The organism is Yoonia sp. 72, from assembly GCF_034652275.1.
Lineage (GTDB): Bacteria > Pseudomonadota > Alphaproteobacteria > Rhodobacterales > Rhodobacteraceae > Yoonia.
Window position 1 is genome coordinate 185,921 of the sequence record NZ_JAXIWG010000003.1, and the last position, 18,594, is coordinate 204,514.

Genomic DNA, 18,594 nt, shown 5'->3' on the forward strand with positions numbered 1-18,594 from the left:
CTTAAAGGTCCATGTAGATGTGCTTTTCGCCTTTGGCACCCGGATGGGTCAGCGCGCCCAGACGGGTGGACCCGACCAGCTGCGCATATTTCCACAAGGCACCGGACGCATAGATCGTTTCGCGCGGGCCGGTCCATGCCTTGCGCCGTTCTTCCAGTTCGGCATCGGTCAATGCCACCGACAATTCGCCGGTGATTGCGTTCAGGGTAATCATGTCACCGTCTTTGAGCAGCGCGATGGGGCCGCCCTGCGCGGCCTCTGGCCCCACATGGCCCACGCAGAACCCGCGTGTCGCCCCCGAGAAACGGCCATCCGTGATCAGCGCGACTTTCTTGCCCATGCCTTGCCCGGACAGGGCGGCGGTGGTGGACAGCATCTCGCGCATGCCGGGGCCGCCTCTGGGGCCTTCGTTGCGGATGACCAGCACTTCGCCTTCTTTATACTCGCGGGCTTTCACCGCCTCGAACGCGTCTTCTTCGCATTCGAATACGCGGGCGGGGCCAGTGAAAAGCTGTTCTTCTTCCGACATGCCCGCGACCTTCACGATGGCCCCTTCAGGCGCAAGGTTGCCTTTCAGGCCCACGACGCCGCCGGTCTTGGTGATCGGGTTGGCCACGGTATAGATAACGCGGTTGTCCGCCTCGCCCTTGATCATGTCGAGTTCTTCGCCGATCACGCGGCCTGTCGCTGTCATGCAATCCTCGTGGATCAGACCGGCCTTGCGCAGTTCTTTCAGCACGACAGGCACGCCGCCCGCTTCGTACAGATCCTTGGCCACGTATTTGCCGCCCGGTTTCAGGTCGACGAAATAGGGCGTGTCGCGGAAGATGTCGCAGACATCGGACAGATCGAAATCAATGCCTGCTTCGGCGGCAATCGCAGGCAGGTGCAGACCGGCATTGGTCGACCCGCCGGTGCAGGCCACGATGCGGGCCGCGTTTTCCAGCGATTTGCGCGTCACGATATCGCGGGCGCGGATGTTCTTGGCGATCAGGTGCATGACTGCCTCGCCAGAGGCGACACCGTACTGGTCACGCGATTCGTAAGGTGCCGGTGCACCGGAGGAATTGAGCAGCGCCAGACCGATTGCCTCTGACACGCAGGCCATGGTGTTGGCGGTGAACTGCCCGCCGCAGGCACCTGCAGACGGACAGGCCACACGTTCGAGAATCTCAAGCTCGGCATCGGTCATGTTGCCTGCCTGATGCTTGCCCACGGCCTCGAACACGTCCTGCACGGTTACGTCCTGCCCGTTCAACCGGCCCGGCAGGATCGACCCGCCGTAGATGAACACCGAAGGCACGTTCAGCCGCACCATGGCCATCATCATCCCCGGCAGCGATTTGTCGCAGCCCGCAAGACCGACCAGCGCGTCATAGCAATGGCCGCGCATCGTCAGTTCCACCGTATCGGCAATTGCCTCGCGCGATGCGAGCGACGACCGCATCCCCTCATGCCCCATTGCGATGCCGTCGGTGACGGTGATCGTGGTGAATTCGCGCGGTGTGCCTTTGGCGTTCTTGACGCCGACCTTGACGGCCTGCGCCTGCCGGTTCAGCGTGATGTTGCAGGGGGCTGCCTCGTTCCAGCAGGTGGCGACACCGACCCAAGGCTGCGCGATTTCATGTTCGTCCAGACCCATCGCATAGAAATAGGACCGGTGCGGCGCGCGCGAGGCACCTTCGGTCACATGGCGGCTGGGCAATCTGGATTTGTCGACACGGCTGTTAGGCATAACATCTCTCCCCGAAAAACTGTTGGAACTGGTCTAAATAACGGGCGGGACTGACACAAGCGCGAAACCGTTATTGCAGGCCCAACGGATGCCTGTCTAAACATGGGCATGAGTGATCCCTACCGCGCCCATGCACAGTTTGTTCGCCCCGCATGGCCGGTGCGGGATGTGTGGCGCGTTGTCGTCATGATTTATCTGGTCGATCTGATCTTCAATCTGTCGCCGCTCGTTCTGGCGCTGTTCCTGTCCGACGCGGCATTGGATGCCTATTATGAAGGCACCAGCGCCTTCGGGACGCTGGCGCAGTTCTACGGCTTTGGAATCGTGGGGTTGGGAATCGTGGGGTTGCTGCACGTTCTGCACCGGCGCGGATTCTGGTCACTGATCGGGGATCGCGCTGCCGCATGGGACGACCTGAAACGGGTGGGCTGGGCGGTCGGGCTGGTGCTGCTGCTGATCGAGCTTTTGCCGCCTTGGGCGCTGGCTGATGATACGGTGGTGATGCGCGATTTCGGGACATGGATGCTGCTTTTGCCTTTGGGGCTTCTGGCGCTTCTGGTGCAGGTCGGTACCGAAGAACTGTTCTTTCGCGGCTATCTGCAACAGCAGATGGCCTGCCTGTCCTCGTCGCGCTGGGCGTGGATGGTGTTTCCGTCGGTTCTGTTCGGGACGCTGCATTACTGGAATGGCTTTGGACCTGCCGACGGGCTGATCTGGGCGGCATGGGCCGCGGCGCTGGGACTGGCCTGCGCCGACCTGACCGCGCGGACCGGCAATCTGGGCGCGGCCATCGGGCTTCATCTGGCCAACAACGCCTTTGCGCTGCTGCTTTATGCTGTCACGGACTGGCCCGCCTCGGGGCTGGCGCTGTTTCTTTATCCTTACGAAGACCCTGAAACCTACGATTACAGCCTTCAGACCCTGCTCGATCCATGGATGATCCCCTATGCGCTGACCATGGCCGGATCGCTGTTGGTGATGTGGCTGGCCGCAAGAATCGCGATCAGGCGCTGATTGCATTTTCTGCCGCAGGGTCATATCTGACGGGGGACAAGCAAAAGGCCCGCATATGAACTGGATCACCAATTACGTTCGCCCGACGATCAATTCGTTGTTTTCGCGCCGCGAAGTGCCGGAAAACCTGTGGACCAAGTGCCCCGAATGCGGAACCATGCTGTTCCACCGCGAACTGGCCGACAACCTGAACGTCTGCACCAATTGCGAGCATCACATGGCCATCGGTGCGCGTGATCGGCTGCGGTCGCTTTTCGACGGCGGCGTCTTTGTCGAGGTTGCAGTGCCCGAACCTGTCGCAGACCCTCTGCATTTCCGCGACCAGAAGAAATACACCGACCGGATCAAGGAAGCCCGCAAGAAAACCGGCGAAAAAGACGCGATGCTGGTGGCAGAAGGTGACATGGGCCGCACGGGTGTTGTCGTCGCCGTGCAGGACTTTTCCTTCATGGGCGGGTCAATGTCGATGTATGTGGGCAATGCCATCGTCGCCGCCGCGGAACGCGCCATCACGCTCAAACGCCCGCTGATCCTGTTTTCCGCCGCCGGTGGCGCGCGCATGCAGGAAGGTATCCTTGGCCTGATGCAGATGCCGCGCACGACCATTGCCGTGCAGATGCTCAAAGAGGCGGGGCTGCCCTATATCGTCGTGCTGACCCATCCGACCACGGGTGGCGTCACGGCCTCCTATGCGATGCTGGGCGATATCCAGATTGCCGAACCCAATGCGCTGATCGGCTTCGCCGGTGCGCGGGTGATCGAACAGACCATCGGGGAAAAACTGCCCGAAGGGTTCCAGCGCGCCGAATACCTGCTGGATCACGGGATGCTGGACCGCGTCACGAAACGCACCCATCTTAAGGATGAACTGGTCACCATCGTGCGCCTGCTGACCAGGCAGACACCGGCGGTCAAGGGCGACCTGCCTGCGCCGGAACCTGCCCCCGCACCCGAACCGGTGGATGCTGAGAAGTGACACAAGGCTCTGACGTTATCCTGCAAAGGATGATGGCGCTGCATCCCAAGGTCATGGACCTGACCCTGGACCGCGTCTGGCGGTTGCTTGCGGCTGTGGGTGATCCGCAGGACCGGCTGCCGCCCGTCATCCATGTCGCTGGCACCAACGGCAAAGGGTCCACGCAGGCGATGATCCGCGCGGGGCTAGAACAGGGCGGCAGCGTGGTGCATGCCTATACCTCACCCCATCTGGCGCGGTTTCACGAACGGATCAGGGTAGCGGGAGAGCTGATTTCCGAACCCGCGCTGACCGATGTGCTGGACCGCTGCTATCACGCGAACGGCACCGATCCGATCACCTATTTCGAAATCACGACCGTCGCGGCCTTGCTGGCGTTTGTCGAAACGCCTGCCGATTACACCTTGCTTGAGGTCGGGCTGGGCGGGCGGCTGGACGCGACCAATGTGATCGCAAAGCCTGCGCTGACGATCATCACGCCTGTGGACATGGATCACCAGCAATATCTGGGCAACACTTTGGCTGCTATCGCGGGCGAAAAGGCGGGGATCATCAAGCGCGGCGTGCCTTGCGTTGTCGGCCCGCAGCACCCTGAAAGCATGGATGTGATCGAGGCGGTGGCCGCGCGCAACGGCGCACCATTGCTGGCCCACGGACAACATTGGCATGTCAGCACCGAACGTGATCGGCTGATCTATCAGGACGAACGCGGCCTGCTAGATTTGCCGCTGCCGAACCTGCCCGGTCCGCATCAGGTGATGAACGCAGGCGCCGCCATCGCGGCACTGCGCCATCTTGGCAAGGATGAGGCTGCTTGCGAGGCTGCCGTCACCCGCGCCTATTGGCCCGCACGGATGGAAAAGCTGACGCGCGGTGCGCTGGTCGATCTGGCCGCGCCTGCGGAACTCTGGCTTGACGGGGGGCATAACCCCGCCGCTGGCGTGGCCCTTGCCGCGACCTTGCGCGCGCAATCGCCACGCCCCACGCATCTGATCTGCGGGATGCTCAACACCAAGGATATCGCAGGATATCTGCGCCCCCTGGCGGGTATCGCCCAAAGCCTGACGGCCGTGTCCATCCCCGGCGAGGCGAATACGATCCCCGCCGAAGATACGGCGCGCTTTGCAGCGGACGTGGGCCTGCCCGCCACCACTGCCGCCAGCGTGCAGGACGCGATCACCGCGATCCGCGCCAGCCATCCGCAGGCGCGGATCCTGATCTGCGGGTCGCTTTATCTGGCGGGCCATGTCATCCGGGAGAACAGCCAATGATCGCAAGATTTGCCGCCGCTCTGGCGTTGATCGGCACACAGGCGCAAGCCGTCGATTTCTATTTTTGCTGGGACGGGGCCAATGGCTATACCATGACCGGCCAGATGACGGTGAACCCAGCCGCCCTGTCGCAGCCTTTGGTCACAGAGAACGACGTGACCGAATTCCGCATCGCGGGTTATCTGGATGGCATGCTGATCGGCAAATGGGACATGCAGACGCGCGGGGCCGACGACACATGGCAGTTGCATTTCGACCCTACGCGCGGGGCCTTTCTGACGCCCGGTGAATTGGGGCTGGGTGTCAGCCAGGCGTGGAACGCCGATGGCAACGCCGATGATTGCGGCAATCCGGGCTTTGGGTTCAATCTTGGCAACTATGCGCAGGATTTCTGCCTGAATGGTGTCTGGGTCGAAGAAAGCGGGATGCCGCCTGAAACCCCGTTTCTGGTCAGCCCGACCCCCGTCAGCCCGATTTGCGAAGTTTACGCGCCGACCAGCTAAAAACGAATCAGTCCCTTGACGGCGAATCACTTCGTCGCGTAGGGTTTACCAAACGTTAAGCGCCGTAAAAACAGGCGTGCCGGGCAGTGGGGCGGGACGAGAAGGCAGGCTTTCGGGCCTGCCTCTTTGTGTCGGGGCATGATGAACCAGCGGTGATCCGCAGCTTATCGCCGCACTCGGGTTTGCGCATTTACAAGATGTCCCGTCACCCGTTAGCGTGACAGCACACTCCTCAACGATAGGCTTTGACGTGCTCAAAAACACCCTGACTGCTGGCGTGATCGCCATGATGTGCGCTGCGGCGTCACCTGTCATGGCGCAGCCCGACCTTGGGGCCTATCTGGCCGGGCGGCAGGCAGCGGGTGTCAACGATTTCGCAGGGGGTGCCCGGTACTTTGGTGCAGCGTTGGCCGCTGACCCCGGCAACCCGCTGCTGCTGGAAAGCGCGCTGACGTCTTTCGTGGCACTGGGTGATTTCGAGCAGGCCGAGGGTCTTGCCCGCGAAATGGTGCGCCTGCGGCTGCCCAGCCAGGTTGCGGATCTTGCGATCAATGTCGCCGATGCAAAGGCGGGTAACTGGGACGGCATTTTCGAAGCGCTTGAAAGCGGACGGTCGATCGGCCCCTTGGTCGATGGGTTGACCCAAGGCTGGGCGCATATGGGCAACGGCAATATCCGGCGTGCGCTTGGGCAGTTTGATCAGGTGATCGAAACGGAAGGCATGACGACGCACGGGATCACCCACAAGGCCTATGCCCTTGCGTCGGTGGGAGATTTCGAAGGTGCCGCCGCGTTGTTTTTGTCGCGCCCCGGTCTGCAATACAGCCGCAAAAGCGCCATCGCTCATATCGAGATCCTCAGCCAGCTTGGCCGCAGTGCAGAGGCGCTCGCGCTGCTTGATGACATCTTCGGCAGCCAGATTGACCCGGGGATGATGGTCTTGCGCGATGCGCTTGTCGCGGGTGACGCTGTGCCTTTTGCGGCTGTGCCAACCCCCCGTGCAGGGCTGGCAGAGGTTTATATCACCGTCGCAGGGTTGATGCAGTCCGATGCGCCCGAGGCTTATACGCTGCTTTTTGCGCGTGCAGCGACCCACCTTGCCCCCGAAAATACACCCGCTGTACTGATGACAGCTGCCCTGCTGGAAGACCTTGGTCAATACGATCTGGCCAATGTGGTCTATGCCGGTATCTCGCGTGACGATCCGGCCTTTCCCTCTGCCGAACTTGGTCGGGCCGAGGTTCTGCGCGCTGCCGGTAAACTGGAAGCCGCCGTCGAGGTGATCGAGGCGCTGTCGCGCAGCTATCCCGATATGCCGCAGGTCTTTGCCCGAAAAGGCGACCTGCTGCGGCAAGTAGACCGGTTGGACGACGCCAAAGCCGCCTATAGCCGTGCGCTTGCGCTCTATGGCGATACTGCCCCTGCGCGGTGGATCGTGCTTTATGCGCGCGCCGTCACGAACCACCAGCTTGACCTCTGGCCCGAAGCCGAGGCCGATTTCCGCGCCGCATTGGTCTTGCAGCCCGACAACCCGCAGATCCTGAACTATCTGGGCTATTCGCTGGTCGAACGTGGCGAAAAGCTGGACGAGGCACTGACGATGATCGAAACGGCTGTCGCGGCCATGCCCGACAACGGGGCCATTGTCGATTCTCTGGGGTGGGTGCTGTTCAAGCTTGGCAACTACGAAGAGGCGGTCCAAATCCTTGAACGCGCCGCCACGCTGGAACCGGTCGATCCGGTGATCAACGATCATTTGGGCGATGCCTATTGGGCCGTCGGGCGCACGACCGAGGCGCGTTTCCAGTGGCAGCGCGCCTTGTCCTTCAACCCGACCGAGATTGATGCGCAGCGCATCCGCGACAAGCTCGACCGCGGTCTTGATCTTGTGCTGATCGCAGAGGGCGAAGAACCGATCAGGCTGGCCCGTGGCAACGATTAAGGCCACAGCCCCGGCCAAGGTCAACCTGACCTTGCATGTCACCGGCCGTCGCGATGACGGCTATCACCTGCTGGACAGTCTGGTGGTCTTTGCCGGTGTCTGTGACCAACTCAGCGCCACCAGTTCCCCCGACATGCGGATCAGCGTCAGCGGGCCGTTTTCACCCGGTGTGCCGACCGATGACGGCAACCTGATGATGCGGGCGGCGACCGCGTTGCAGCAGGCGCGCGGGGTCGAGATGGGGGCCGCGCTGACGCTGGAAAAACATCTGCCCCATGCGGCGGGTATCGGCAGCGGGTCGTCGGATGCGGCGCTGACCCTTGCGATGCTGGCGGAGCTTTGGGGCGTGGTTCCCTTGCCACCAGATGCACCCGAGGTGGTCGCCTTGGGCGCAGATGTTCCTGTCTGCCTGCAAGCCCCTGCGCCCACACGGATGACGGGCATCGGCGAAACACTGTCTGATGTGCCGCGCCTGCCGGATTGCGCGCTGGTGCTGGTCCGCCCGCCTGTCGATGTCCCGACCGCGGCCGTGTTTCAGGCGCTGACCAGCCGCGATGGCAGCGGCATGGATGATCTGCCTCTGGGCCTTGATTACGACGGTTTCGCGCAATGGCTGGCCGCACAGCGCAACGACCTGCAAGCCCCTGCCGAAGGGATCGCGCCCGAAATCACCGAAGCGATTGCCGCACTGCGCGCTTTGCCGGTGGTCAGTTTTGCGGGCATGTCAGGGTCAGGGGCGACCTGTTACGGGCTGGTCAAGGACATGGCCACCGCCCGTCAGGTCGCGCGCCGGATGCAGGTGGCGCATATGAATTGGTGGGTGGCCCCTGCGGCGGTGCTTCAGCCCGCCTGATCGCGGCGCATCAGGGTCACGAACGTATCGCCATAGCGTCGCTGATCCTCGACCGTAAAGCCTTTGGGGGCGACTTGCCCGCGGCCTTCTTCCCAGACGATCAAGGCGCCCGGCGCGATCCAGCCTTGTCGCAGGGCCGCGTCAAGCGCGGCATGCCCCAGCGCCAGACCGTAGGGCGGGTCCATAAACACCAGATTGCAGGGCTGGCCTGCGGGGATCGCCACGGCGCTGGTCGGGATCAGCCGCGCATCCCGCTCGCGCCTGAGCTTGACGATATTGGAGCGGATCAGCGCCTGTGCCGCGCGTCCGTTATCGACGAATGTCGCATGGACCGCACCGCGCGACAAAGCCTCCAGCCCCAAGGCACCTGTGCCTGCGAACAGGTCCAGCACCCGCGCGCCGCGCACGGCATCGCCGAACCGTCCGCCTTGCAACACGTTGAACAGGCTTTCGCGCACGCGGTCGCTGGTCGGGCGCAGATGGGCTGCATCGTCGCCTGCGCCGACATCGGCCAGATGGGTGCCGCGATGGGTGCCTGCGATGATCCTCATGCGGCCAGCAGCGCCTTCATATCGGTGGCAGGGTCGGTGATAAGTGCAGGATCAGGGCTGCGGCCCGCCTCGATCAGGCGCTTGCCGATCATGTAGTTGCGCGGGTCGTTCATCGCATCGACCGCCAGCAGGTCACTGCCGCGATAATACCAATGCGACTGGCTGCCGGGCGCATCGCCCTTGCGCACATGCACATGGGTATAGCCCGTATTCAACCCCGCGATCTGTAACTTGCAATCATACTGATCCGACCAGAACCACGGCTTGGGCTGGTAGGGCAGGTCGCGGCCCATGATGTTCAGCGCCACCGCCTCGGCCTGATCAATCGCGTTGCCCACGCTTTCCAGACGGATGCGGAGCCCCTGAAACAGGCAGGACGCACAATCGCCCGCCGCCCAGATATGCGGGTCGGACGTGCGGCCGTGGCTGTCGGTGGTGATCCCGTTGTCCACATGTAGGCCCGCACTGTCGGCAAGGATCGTCGCAGGCGTGATCCCTGCGCCGACGATGGCGAAATCAATGCCGAGTTCGGTGCCATCGGTCAGCCGTGCCCCCGTCACACGGGTATCGCCCAGTAGCCGGTCCAGCCCCACGCCTTCGCGGATGGTCACGCCATGCGACCGGTGCAGCGCGCGGAAATAATCCGAGGTTTGCGGCGCCGCCACCCGTTGCAGGATACGGTCGGCCATTTCCACCAGCGTCACGCGCAACCCGCGCTTGGCCGCGACCGCCGCCGCCTCCAGCCCAATATAGCCACCGCCGACGATCAGCACCTGCCGTCCCGCGACAAGTTCGGGGGCCAGCGCATCGGCGTCAGCCAGATCGCGCATGGCATAGACCCCGTCCAGATTGCCGCCGATCGCGGCGGGCAGGGTGCGCGGATGCGCGCCGGTGGTCAACACAAGCGCGTCATAAGCCACCGTCTCCTCGCCCGTCAGCGTGACGGTTTTCGCAGTCGGGTCGATGGCGACTACGCGGGTATCCAGACGCAGGGCGATATCCTGATCGGCGTAAAACTCCGCGGGCCGCAGATAGAGCCTTTCCTGCGTCATATCCCCAAGCAGATAGGCCTTTGACAAAGGCGGGCGCTGGTAGGGCGGCACCTTTTCGGCACCGATCAGCGTGATCGCGCCTGCGAACCCCTCGGCGCGCAATTTCGCCACAACCGAGGCGCCGGCCTGCCCTCCACCGACGACGACAACATGCGTCATGAAACTGTTCCCTTGGTGTCACCACTTGTTTTGCAGCACTCTATATGGGAAGCAATCGGCTATACAACGCGAAGAGGGGGCGAAAGCCATGACAATCAAGACAGGCGATACACTACCGGATGCGACATTTTTGCAGATGGGCGACAACGGGCCGGAATCAGTGACGCTGGCCGACAAGCTGAAGGGCCGCAAGGTCGTGATCTTCGGTCTGCCCGGGGCCTTTACCGGCACCTGCACCACGGCCCATGTCCCGAGCTTCATGGTCACCTATGACGAGTTCATGGCCAAAGGCGTGGATGAAATCATCTGCGTGTCGGTCAACGATCCTTTCGTGATGAAGGCATGGGGCGAAAGCACCCGCGCGACCGAAACCGGCATCACGATGCTGGCCGATGCCGAAAGCACCTTTACCACCGCCATCGGGATGGATTTCAGCGCAGCCCCCGTGGGCTTCGTCAACCGCTCCAAGCGGTATGCGATGCTGGTCGAGGATGGCGTGGTCAAGATCCTGAACGTCGAGGCCGGACCGGGCCAGTGCGAGATTTCGGCAGGCGAAACCCTGCTGGCGGAACTGGGGTAAGGGCGGACATTCACAGGAATGACCGCGCTTGAGGGGGAACCCTCTTGCGGCAGCGGAACCGAGTAGAACAAGGGCTTCCGGAGATATCGTCGGGAGCATTCGCGTGCTGGGTGTCCGCTGTGCGGGACGGAGCAGACTTTCGCTGCGCTTGCGCCGGCGTCTGGTTTTCTAGGGTGGTCCATCCAGCGGCATTGTGATCTGCTTCGACGCACAGAAGGCAGGCATGTATACAATCGTCAATGGAGCACGCATTTATTTCGACGTCGATGGCGAAGGGCTAGCACCCGACGGAGCAGTGATGCGGGAGAAACCAACCGTTGTCATGGTTCATGGCGGCCCAGGCGCAGATCACACCGTTTCAAAGCCATATTTCAGCCAACTCACAGATATTGCACAGGTGGTTTTCTATGATCATCGTGGGAATGGGCGCAGTTCCGGGGATGATCCCAAGGAATGGAACCTCGCACAATGGGGCGATGATTTGCGCGGCCTGTGCGAAGCTTTAGGTATCGAGCGGCCGATTGTCATTGGGACTTCTTTTGGTGGCTTCGTGTCACTGGCCTATGCGACCCGCCATCCCGACCATGCTGCGGGTCTCGTGTTGATATCTACTGCAGCCAAGGTCGATTTTCATGAAGTCTACCAAGCTTTCGAACGCCTTGGCGGTCCTGAGATCGCAAAAATCGCGCAGGACTATTGGGACAATCCGACGGACGAGGGTAGAGCGCTCTACCGAGACCGCTGCGTGCCGCTTTATCAGCGCAGCCCATCTGCATCAACGGACTGGCTGTCCCGCATCCTTTGGCGGAATGAAACGGCGCTGCATTTCAATGGTCCGCATGCAGAGCATGGGCAGATGGATTTCCGAGGCGACCTACATCGGATTGCCTGCCCAGTTCTTCTTATGGTCGGTGACGAAGATCCAATTACGCCGCCGGTGTTTGCGGAGGTTATCTCCGACAGCCTGCCCAATAGCCAAGTGACTTATCATCGCTTTGCAGATTGTGGGCACGGCGTTATCTCAGACAAACCTGACGAAGCCTTGCAGGCTGTAAGGAGCTTTATCGAGCGTGTCGCAACAGAAACCTGACCTTGGAGCAAGGTGCAGCATTGGTGACTCTGGGCTCAAAGCGGACGTTGAACGCCAAGCTTCGACTGCATTCATCTTTCCCATTCACCACGAAATACCGGGAAACGTGCCGCCTATTCACTCCGCCGCACTCAGCACCGTGCGCGTCGGGAAAGGGATTTCCACACCGGCCGCATCCAGCGCCTCTTTTACCTGCCGCTTCATATCGGCCTGATACTGAAAGAAATCGCCGCTCGAACACCACACCCGCACCAGAAAATCGACCGAGAAATCGCCGAGGTTGTTGACCTGAATGAACGGCGCAGGCTCGGCCCACGACCGTGGGTCCGACAGGATCGTCGTGCGGATCGTCTCCTCGGCCAGTTTCAGGTCCGCGCCATAGCTGACGCCGAACACCCATTCCGCGCGACGGCTGTCATAGGCGGAATAGTTGACAATCGTATTGCCCCAGACCTGGCTGTTGGGAATGATGATCTGCACATTCGCGACCGAGGCCAGCTCGATGAAGTTGAGGTTGATTTCCTTGACCGTGCCCATCTGGCCGTTCACCTCGACGAAATCACCCAGTTTCACGGGGCGGAAGAAGACGATCATCACACCCGCCGCGATGTTTGACAGCGTGCCTTGCAAGGCCAGACCGATGGCCAGACCGGCCGCACCGATGACGGCGACAAAGGATGTCGTCTGCACCCCGAAGGTGTTGAGAACGAACAGAAACGCAAAGCCGATGACGACATAACGGACGATATTGCCCAGGAAGCTGAACAAGGTGTCGTCCAGATGCCGGTTCATCTGGCCGACCCGCACCAAGCGTCCGCGCAACCAGCCGCCAATAATGAACCCGGTGATCAGGATCAGGATCGCGGCTAGCACGCTGCCGAAGATCGAGACCAGAAACTCCAGCGTCAGCAGATCGGCAAGCGTGCGCCCGTTGATGATTTCGGTCGTCAGCATGTTTTCCAAGTCAGCCCCCGGCGAGCGCGTCCATCTTGGCGCCCAGTTTGGTATCCAGCGCCGACAATCCGCCAGCGTCATGGGTCGTCAATGTCACCTCTACTGTTTTGTAGACATTCGACCATTCGGGGTGGTGATTCCATTTTTCCGCCCAAAGGGCAACCTTTGTCATGAATCCAAAGGCTTCGATGAAGTTGCGGAACACGAATTGTTTATGGATCGCGTCGCGCCCTTCGACCATCTGCCAGCCATTTGCCAGAAGGGGGGCAAGGTCGCTGTCGCGTTCGGATTGGGTCAGTGCGTCGGTCATTGTTGTTCTTCCCTGTCGGTTTTGCGGAACGGACCATAGCTGGTCAGCACCTCGATTTCATGATCCACCGCGTCGCGTTCGGCCACCAGATAGCGGGCAATCGCATCGCAAAAGCCTGCATCCGCGAACCAGTGCAGCGAATGCACCGGCACCGGCAGATAGCCGCGCGCGAGCTTGTGTTCGCCCTGCGCCCCTGCCTCGACCCGCGCCATGCCATGGGCGATGGCAAAGTCGATGGCCTGATAATAGCACAGTTCGAAATGCAGGCAGGCGTGGTGTTCGGTACAGCCCCAGTACCGGCCAAATAACGTCTCGCGCCCGATAAAGTTCAGCGCGCCTGCGACAGGCACGCCATCGCGGATCGCGAGCACCATCAGTATGTCGTCCCGCAGGGTCTGGTGCGCAAAGTGGAAGAAATTGCGCGTCAGATACGGCGTGCCCCATTTGCGGTTGCCGGTGTCCTGATAGAATTGCCAGAACGCATCCCAGTGTTCCGGCTGGATCTGGTCGCCCGTCAGCGCCACGATCTGCCCGCCGAACCCCTGCGCTGTCTCGCGTTCCTTGCGGATGTTCTTGCGCTTGCGGCTGGACAGGCTGGCAAGGAAATCGTCGAACCCGCCATAGCCTTCGTTGACCCAGTGAAACTGCTGCCCGATCCGCGATTGCAGGCCCATTTCGGCCCCCGCCAGTGCCTCGGCCTCGGTGCAGAAGGTTGCGTGCAGCGACGACAGGTTGTTATCAGCTGCGATCTGGACCGCGCCTTGGATCAGGGCCGCCATACCCACGGCCTCGAACCCCGGACGGGTCAGGAACCGCCGCCCTGTGGCTGGCGTGAACGGCACCGCGATCTGGAGTTTCGGGTAATACCGCCCGCCCGCGTTTTCATAAGCATGCGCCCAGTTGTGATCGAAGATGTATTCGCCCTGACTATGCCCCTTGGCATAAAGCGGGGCAACGGCGATGATCTGGCCGTCCTGTTGCGCGGTCAGATACCGCGGCTGCCAGCCCGTGCCCGGGCCAACGGAATAGCTGTCCTCCAGCGCCTTTAGAAAGCGGTGCGTTGTGAACGGGTCATTCGGGCGGCCGCTGTTGGCCTCGGGGCAGGCGCAGGCATCCCAATCGGCGGGGCTGATGCCGTTGATGCTGGCATGGGTAGTGATTTCGATCGCTGATCCGTCCATCTGCTTTAACTGGAGGGCGCAGGGCGCGCGTCAAGCAAGATAACCCTCGAAGGTGACATTATCCGCGATTTCTCGGGCCTTCGCCTCGGCCATCGCGGACCGGATCGTCCAGCACAGGACAGGGGCGCCAGTCGCCTTGATCTCGGCCACGCGGGGGCGGGCCAGATCAAGCGCCTCGTGGCTGATGAAACAGGCGTCAACGCGGTCGTAATCGGGGATCTGGCGCAGATGGTCACACACAGCGCGGGTCAGTTCGGGCCAGAACACCGGATCATAGGCCGATGTGACCAGCCCGCGTGCAATGGCCGGGGCGAGGGCCCGGCAGGCCGCCATGCTGTGCGGGTTGAAGGACATCAGCGCCACGTCGCCTTTGTAATCCGCGAGCGCCGCGCAGGTCGCTTCTTCTAGAGGACCGACATCCGGCCCCATATTGCCATCCTGATCCTTGATCTCGATCAGCAGCGGCACCTGCCCTGCGACCAGCGCCAGAACATCCGCCAGCGCGGGGATCGTGCCGGTGTCATCCTTCAGCGCGATCTGTTCCAGTTCGGCACGGCTGCGCGCACGCACCGGTCCGGTTTGCGCGGTCAGCCGGTCCAGCGTGTCGTCGTGAAACACCATAGCCTGCCCGTCACTGGACAGTTGCACGTCGATTTCGATGCCGTAACCGGCGGCAATCGCGGCCTTAATTGCGGCGATGGAGTTTTCCACGCGCCCCGCCTTGCGGTCATGCAAGGCGCGGTGCGCGATAGGGCGGGACAGGAACGCTAAAGGCAGCATCATGCGATCTCGAAAATGCCTTCGATTTCGACGGCCACGCCAAAGGGCAAGCTTGCCGCACTGACGGCAGAGCGTGCATGGCGGCCTTTGTCGCCAAGGGCAGCAACCATGAAGTCGGAGGCGCCGTTGATGACCTTGGGCTGGTCACCGAAATCGGGGGTCGAATTGACGAATCCCACCAGTTTGACCACCCGCACCAGCCGGTCGATATCACCTCCACAGGCGGCCTTGAGCTGTGCCAGCAGGCTGACCGCACAGGCGCGCGCGGCGGCGGCACCGGCCTCGACGTCCATGTCCACACCCAGTTTGCCTTTGATCATCCCATCCGCATTGGCCGAGATTTGCCCCGACACATGCACCAGATTGCCTGTCTGCACGAAGGGCACGTAATTCGCCGCAGGGGCAGGGGCGTCGGGCAGGCTCACGCCCAGTTCGGCCAGACGGGTTTCGATCACGCTCATGTCACACTCCTTGGCTGTTTGGCCGGACGCTAGCGGGCAAAGCCGGACTGTGCAATCACCGGTCGCGGAAGGCGCGGGTGAAATAATCCGCCAGCGGCTTGAGCAGGTAATCCAGCGGGCTGCGGTCGCCGGTGCGCACAAAAGCCTCGACCGGCATGCCGGGGATCAGGGTCAGGTCGGCAGGCAGGCGGTCGATCTGGCCGTCGTTCAACTGCACCTCGGCGCGGTAATAGGACACGCCGGTCGCGTCGTTCTGGAAGGCATCCGCCGACAAGAGCGTCACGCGCCCCGTCAGTTCCGGCGTGCGCCGCTGGTCAAAGGCGGAAAAGCGCAAGGTCACGTCCTGCCCGACAAAAATCTGGTCGATATCGACCGCCTGCACCTGCGTCGCAATCACCAATGGGCGGTCCTGCGGGATCAGGTAAAGAACCGGATCGGCAGGCCGGATCACCGAGCGCGGTGCAAAGACCTGCATGCCATAGACGATCCCCGACACGGGCGCGCGGATATCCAGCCGGTCAAGCTGACGCAGCAGGATCTGCCGGCGTTCGGCCAGTTCAAGCTGGTTGAATTGCAGGTCGCGCAGGCGGGTGATCGCCTCTTCGCGGCGGGAGGATGCAAGGCCGAGCACCTGAATTTCGATCTCGGTCATGCGTTCGGCGGCTTGGGCGGCCATCGCCGTCAACTCACCGACGCGACCTTGCAGGCTGGCCTGTTCGCGTTGCAGGGCCAGCACGCGGCCGGCCTGCGCCAGCCCGCGATCCAGCAGGCTTTGCTGGTCGGCCAGTTCGCGTGCGATCAGGTCCTGTTGGGTTTCAAGCGCAGTCTGCTGGGCGGTGATGCCGGTGATCTGGCTGGCGATCTGGGCACGTTGCTGTGTCAGCTGTTCGACGGATTGCAGGCTGGTTTCCAGCCGCGCGGCAAACAGGCGGTCCTGCCCTTCCATCAGCTCGGCCGCCTCCGGCCTGTCGGAGGCCAGCAGCACGGGGTCAAATGTGAGGGCGGTTGCGTCATCGCGTTCCGCCTCAAGACGGGCGCGGCGGGCAAGGATTTCGAACAATTGCCCTTCGACGATGGACAGGTCCGATCGCAGATCGGTCGGGTCAAGCCGGATCAGCACGTCACCTTCCGCCACGCTGTCGCCTTCAACCACAAGGATTTCCGCGACCACGCCGCCGAAGGGGTGCTGCACGACCTGCCGGTTGCGGTCCACCTCGATCTGGCCGCTGGAAATGACCGCGCCGTTGATCTGTGCCATGACCGACCACGTGCCAAAGCCGCCGACCAGCACGGCCAGAGCCGCGACACCGATCACCATATATCGCCGGACAGGCCAGCCTGCGGGCTGTTTTGTGGTCATGCCACGCCCCCCGATTGCGGCGTGCCGCGTTTGATCTGCGCGTGGTTCTGGACCAATTCGGCCAGTACATCATCCTTTGGCCCGAAGGCGCGGCGCATTCCGTTGTCGATCACCAGCAGAAGGTCGCATTCCTGAATCGCCGCAGGCCGGTGCGCCATGATAAACACGATCCCGCCCGCCGCCTTGAACGCGCGGATCGCGGCGTTCAGCGCCAGTGACCCGTCGTTGTCGAGATTGGAATTCGGCTCGTCCAGCACCAGCACGACAGGGTCGCCATACAGCGCGCGGGCGAGGCCGATCCGCTGGATCTGCCCGCCTGACAACCGGCCTGTCGTCGCGGATACACGGGTGTCGTAGCCGTCGGGCAGTTTCAGGATCATGTCATGCGCCGCGGCTTTCTGTGCAGCCAGCACGACCGCCGCATCGTCGGGGGCCATCGCCATGCGGGCGATGTTGTCCTTGATCGTGCCGTCGAACAATTGCACGCGCTGCGGCAGATAGCCGATATGCTGGCCCAGCACGTCCGCGTCGTATTGATCCAGCGCCGCGCCATCCAATCTGATCTGCCCGCCCGCCGGTTGCCAGACGCCAGTCAGCGCGCGGGCCAGCGTGGATTTGCCCGCGCCCGAGGTGCCGATGACCCCCACGGCCTGCCCTGCGCCCACATCGAAACTGACCATGCGCAGGGCGGCAACGCTCTCTCCCGGAGGGACGACGGTGACCTGTTCGGCGCTCAGCCGCGCCTTGGGTCGTGGGAGGCGGGTGCGGGGTGCCTCGGGCGCGACCTGCCCCAGCAGGACCGCCAGATTGCCCCAGCCTTCGCGCCCGCGCTGGAACACCGCCCATTGGCCCACGATCATCTCGATCGGGGCGAGCGCGCGGCCCAGCAGGATCGAGCCTGCGATCATCGCACCGGGGGACAACTCCCCTAGCAGCACCAGATAGGCGCCGAGCCCCAGCATCGCCGATTGCAGGAATAGCCGGAACGCCTTGGTCAGCGCGGTATAGCTGCCCGCGGCATCCGACGCGCCGATACTGGCATCAAGCGACGCATTGCGCGCGACTTGCCAGCGGTCGAAGGCCGCTCCGCGCATGCCCAGCGCATGGACCATCTCGCTTTCCTGCCGGATCTGGCTGCCCATCTGTTCAGACGCAAAACTGGCCGCATTGGCCTGCGCCAAGGGCGCGCGGGTGGTGATCTGGTTCAGCACGGCGACAACGACCAGCACCAGCGCGCCGCAGACAGCCAGCACCCCCATCAGCGGATGAAAGATGAAAATGCCAAGGAAGAACAACGGTGCCCAAGGCAAATCAAACACCGCCATCAGCGTGGGCGAGGTGATCAGCCGCTGTACGGATTCCAGATCGCGCAGGCCCGTCGCCGCCTCGCGCGGGGCGCGTTGCAAGGTCGTGGCGCGCATCACCGCCGCAAACACGCGCCGGTCCAGCCGCGCCTGAAACCGCGCGCCGACCCGCGCCATCACACGGCCGCGCACATGGTCGAGAATGCCCATCATCGCGTACAGAAACGCCACCAGCACCGTCAGCGCGATCAGCGTTTCCACCGAGCGCGAGTTCAGCACGCGGTCATAGACGTTGAGCATATAGAGCGGGCCGGTCAGCATCAGCAGGTTGACGAAAAAGCTGAAGATGCCGACGATCCAATAGAGCAGCCTGCTTTCGCGCCGCGCGCTGCGCAGTTCCGACCGTCCTTGTGCCGCTGGATTATCCGTCATTTTGCGCAATCAATTTCCGCTTATGCGAGGACCATAATACACTTGGGCCAGCCGCAACATGCCCGAATTGAACCGAGCAGAGGCAC

Annotated in this window: 18 protein-coding genes; 8 read left to right on the plus strand and 10 right to left on the minus strand. The window is 62.5% G+C overall.

Annotated elements, in window-relative coordinates:
• Position 1: 1 nt before the first annotated feature.
• A complete protein-coding gene (ilvD, locus tag VCK47_RS13240) occupies positions 2 to 1,735 on the minus strand; it encodes a dihydroxy-acid dehydratase (RefSeq protein WP_322890405.1) in 1,734 nt (577 codons plus the stop codon).
• 108 nt (positions 1,736 to 1,843) lie between these two features.
• Here ilvD and VCK47_RS13245 point away from each other — a divergent pair, with 108 nt between their 5' ends.
• From VCK47_RS13245 to VCK47_RS13270, 6 genes are all read left to right on the plus strand, one after another.
• Positions 1,844 to 2,749 (plus strand): type II CAAX endopeptidase family protein, encoded by a 906-nt coding sequence (locus VCK47_RS13245; RefSeq protein ID WP_322890404.1) that lies wholly within the window; start codon positions 1,844 to 1,846, stop codon positions 2,747 to 2,749.
• 55 nt (positions 2,750 to 2,804) lie between these two features.
• The gene (gene accD / locus VCK47_RS13250; RefSeq protein WP_322890403.1) at positions 2,805 to 3,725 is read left to right on the plus strand and encodes an acetyl-CoA carboxylase, carboxyltransferase subunit beta; all 921 of its coding nucleotides are present in this window, start codon (positions 2,805 to 2,807) and stop codon (positions 3,723 to 3,725) included.
• Between the two features lie 29 nt (positions 3,726 to 3,754).
• Positions 3,755 to 4,996, plus strand: coding sequence for a folylpolyglutamate synthase/dihydrofolate synthase family protein (locus VCK47_RS13255; protein WP_322890696.1), 1,242 nt, complete (start codon positions 3,755 to 3,757; stop codon positions 4,994 to 4,996).
• Positions 4,993 to 5,499, plus strand: a complete 507-nt coding sequence (locus VCK47_RS13260) for a hypothetical protein (RefSeq protein ID WP_322890402.1) — start codon at positions 4,993 to 4,995, stop codon at positions 5,497 to 5,499. The genes VCK47_RS13255 and VCK47_RS13260 overlap by 4 nt, the downstream gene beginning before the upstream one ends.
• A 250-nt stretch (positions 5,500 to 5,749) precedes the next feature.
• Entirely contained in the window at positions 5,750 to 7,441 is a 1,692-nt protein-coding gene (locus tag VCK47_RS13265) for a tetratricopeptide repeat protein (protein ID WP_322890401.1), read from the plus strand.
• The gene (locus VCK47_RS13270; RefSeq protein ID WP_322890400.1) at positions 7,428 to 8,294 is read left to right on the plus strand and encodes a 4-(cytidine 5'-diphospho)-2-C-methyl-D-erythritol kinase; all 867 of its coding nucleotides are present in this window, start codon (positions 7,428 to 7,430) and stop codon (positions 8,292 to 8,294) included. Before VCK47_RS13265 ends, VCK47_RS13270 begins: the two co-directional genes overlap by 14 nt.
• On the opposite strand, the gene rsmD is transcribed toward VCK47_RS13270, so the two are convergent.
• Together rsmD and VCK47_RS13280 are read right to left on the minus strand one after the other, a co-directional pair.
• On the minus strand, positions 8,282 to 8,845 hold the full coding sequence (gene rsmD / locus VCK47_RS13275; RefSeq protein WP_322890399.1) for a 16S rRNA (guanine(966)-N(2))-methyltransferase RsmD: 564 nt from the start codon (positions 8,843 to 8,845) through the stop codon (positions 8,282 to 8,284). The genes VCK47_RS13270 and rsmD overlap by 13 nt on opposite strands.
• Positions 8,842 to 10,056, minus strand: coding sequence for an NAD(P)/FAD-dependent oxidoreductase (locus VCK47_RS13280; protein WP_322890398.1), 1,215 nt, complete (start codon positions 10,054 to 10,056; stop codon positions 8,842 to 8,844). Before VCK47_RS13280 ends, rsmD begins: the two co-directional genes overlap by 4 nt.
• Positions 10,057 to 10,144: 88 nt before the next feature.
• Between VCK47_RS13280 and VCK47_RS13285 the strand changes: the two genes are divergently transcribed.
• Positions 10,145 to 10,636, plus strand: a complete 492-nt coding sequence (locus VCK47_RS13285; protein WP_322890397.1) for a peroxiredoxin — start codon at positions 10,145 to 10,147, stop codon at positions 10,634 to 10,636.
• A 223-nt stretch (positions 10,637 to 10,859) separates the two neighbouring features.
• Positions 10,860 to 11,726, plus strand: a complete 867-nt coding sequence (locus VCK47_RS13290) for an alpha/beta hydrolase (RefSeq protein WP_322890396.1) — start codon at positions 10,860 to 10,862, stop codon at positions 11,724 to 11,726.
• A 117-nt stretch (positions 11,727 to 11,843) separates the two neighbouring features.
• Here VCK47_RS13290 and VCK47_RS13295 read toward each other — a convergent pair whose 3' ends face one another.
• From VCK47_RS13295 to VCK47_RS13325, 7 genes are read right to left on the minus strand one after another with little or no spacing between them, the layout of a single operon-like run.
• Positions 11,844 to 12,680 carry a mechanosensitive ion channel family protein gene (locus tag VCK47_RS13295; RefSeq protein ID WP_416236677.1) on the minus strand — a complete coding sequence of 279 codons (837 nt, stop codon included), beginning with the start codon at positions 12,678 to 12,680 and terminating at the stop codon, positions 11,844 to 11,846.
• 10 nt (positions 12,681 to 12,690) lie between these two features.
• Entirely contained in the window at positions 12,691 to 12,990 is a 300-nt protein-coding gene (locus tag VCK47_RS13300; protein ID WP_322890394.1) for a 4a-hydroxytetrahydrobiopterin dehydratase, read from the minus strand.
• The gene (locus VCK47_RS13305) at positions 12,987 to 14,171 is read right to left on the minus strand and encodes a GNAT family N-acetyltransferase (RefSeq protein WP_322890393.1); all 1,185 of its coding nucleotides are present in this window, start codon (positions 14,169 to 14,171) and stop codon (positions 12,987 to 12,989) included. Before VCK47_RS13305 ends, VCK47_RS13300 begins: the two co-directional genes overlap by 4 nt.
• Positions 14,172 to 14,201: 30 nt before the next feature.
• Positions 14,202 to 14,954, minus strand: a complete 753-nt coding sequence (locus VCK47_RS13310) for a glycerophosphodiester phosphodiesterase family protein (RefSeq protein WP_322890392.1) — start codon at positions 14,952 to 14,954, stop codon at positions 14,202 to 14,204.
• Positions 14,951 to 15,412, minus strand: a complete 462-nt coding sequence (locus VCK47_RS13315) for a RidA family protein (protein WP_322890391.1) — start codon at positions 15,410 to 15,412, stop codon at positions 14,951 to 14,953. The genes VCK47_RS13310 and VCK47_RS13315 overlap by 4 nt, the downstream gene beginning before the upstream one ends.
• Positions 15,413 to 15,467: 55 nt before the next feature.
• A complete protein-coding gene (locus VCK47_RS13320) occupies positions 15,468 to 16,772 on the minus strand; it encodes an HlyD family type I secretion periplasmic adaptor subunit (protein WP_322890390.1) in 1,305 nt (434 codons plus the stop codon).
• Positions 16,769 to 18,508 carry a type I secretion system permease/ATPase gene (locus VCK47_RS13325; protein ID WP_322890389.1) on the minus strand — a complete coding sequence of 580 codons (1,740 nt, stop codon included), beginning with the start codon at positions 18,506 to 18,508 and terminating at the stop codon, positions 16,769 to 16,771. Before VCK47_RS13325 ends, VCK47_RS13320 begins: the two co-directional genes overlap by 4 nt.
• Positions 18,509 to 18,594: the final 86 nt, after the last annotated feature.

Bases quoted from the DNA above. Each gene is read 5' to 3' on its own strand.
- ilvD (WP_322890405.1), bottom strand. From the start codon at position 1,735: ATGCCTAACAGCCGTGTCGACAAATCCAGATTGCCCAGCCGCCATGTG.
- VCK47_RS13245 (WP_322890404.1), top strand. From the start codon at position 1,844: ATGAGTGATCCCTACCGCGCCCATGCACAGTTTGTTCGCCCCGCATGG.
- accD (WP_322890403.1), top strand. From the start codon at position 2,805: ATGAACTGGATCACCAATTACGTTCGCCCGACGATCAATTCGTTGTTT.
- VCK47_RS13255 (WP_322890696.1), top strand. From the start codon at position 3,755: ATGATGGCGCTGCATCCCAAGGTCATGGACCTGACCCTGGACCGCGTC.
- VCK47_RS13260 (WP_322890402.1), top strand. From the start codon at position 4,993: ATGATCGCAAGATTTGCCGCCGCTCTGGCGTTGATCGGCACACAGGCG.
- rsmD (WP_322890399.1), bottom strand. From the start codon at position 8,845: ATGAGGATCATCGCAGGCACCCATCGCGGCACCCATCTGGCCGATGTC.
- VCK47_RS13280 (WP_322890398.1), bottom strand. From the start codon at position 10,056: ATGACGCATGTTGTCGTCGTCGGTGGAGGGCAGGCCGGCGCCTCGGTT.
- VCK47_RS13285 (WP_322890397.1), top strand. From the start codon at position 10,145: ATGACAATCAAGACAGGCGATACACTACCGGATGCGACATTTTTGCAG.
- VCK47_RS13290 (WP_322890396.1), top strand. From the start codon at position 10,860: ATGTATACAATCGTCAATGGAGCACGCATTTATTTCGACGTCGATGGC.
- VCK47_RS13295 (WP_416236677.1), bottom strand. From the start codon at position 12,680: ATGCTGACGACCGAAATCATCAACGGGCGCACGCTTGCCGATCTGCTG.
- VCK47_RS13300 (WP_322890394.1), bottom strand. From the start codon at position 12,990: ATGACCGACGCACTGACCCAATCCGAACGCGACAGCGACCTTGCCCCC.
- VCK47_RS13305 (WP_322890393.1), bottom strand. From the start codon at position 14,171: ATGGACGGATCAGCGATCGAAATCACTACCCATGCCAGCATCAACGGC.
- VCK47_RS13310 (WP_322890392.1), bottom strand. From the start codon at position 14,954: ATGATGCTGCCTTTAGCGTTCCTGTCCCGCCCTATCGCGCACCGCGCC.
- VCK47_RS13315 (WP_322890391.1), bottom strand. From the start codon at position 15,412: ATGAGCGTGATCGAAACCCGTCTGGCCGAACTGGGCGTGAGCCTGCCC.
- VCK47_RS13320 (WP_322890390.1), bottom strand. From the start codon at position 16,772: ATGACCACAAAACAGCCCGCAGGCTGGCCTGTCCGGCGATATATGGTG.
- VCK47_RS13325 (WP_322890389.1), bottom strand. From the start codon at position 18,508: ATGACGGATAATCCAGCGGCACAAGGACGGTCGGAACTGCGCAGCGCG.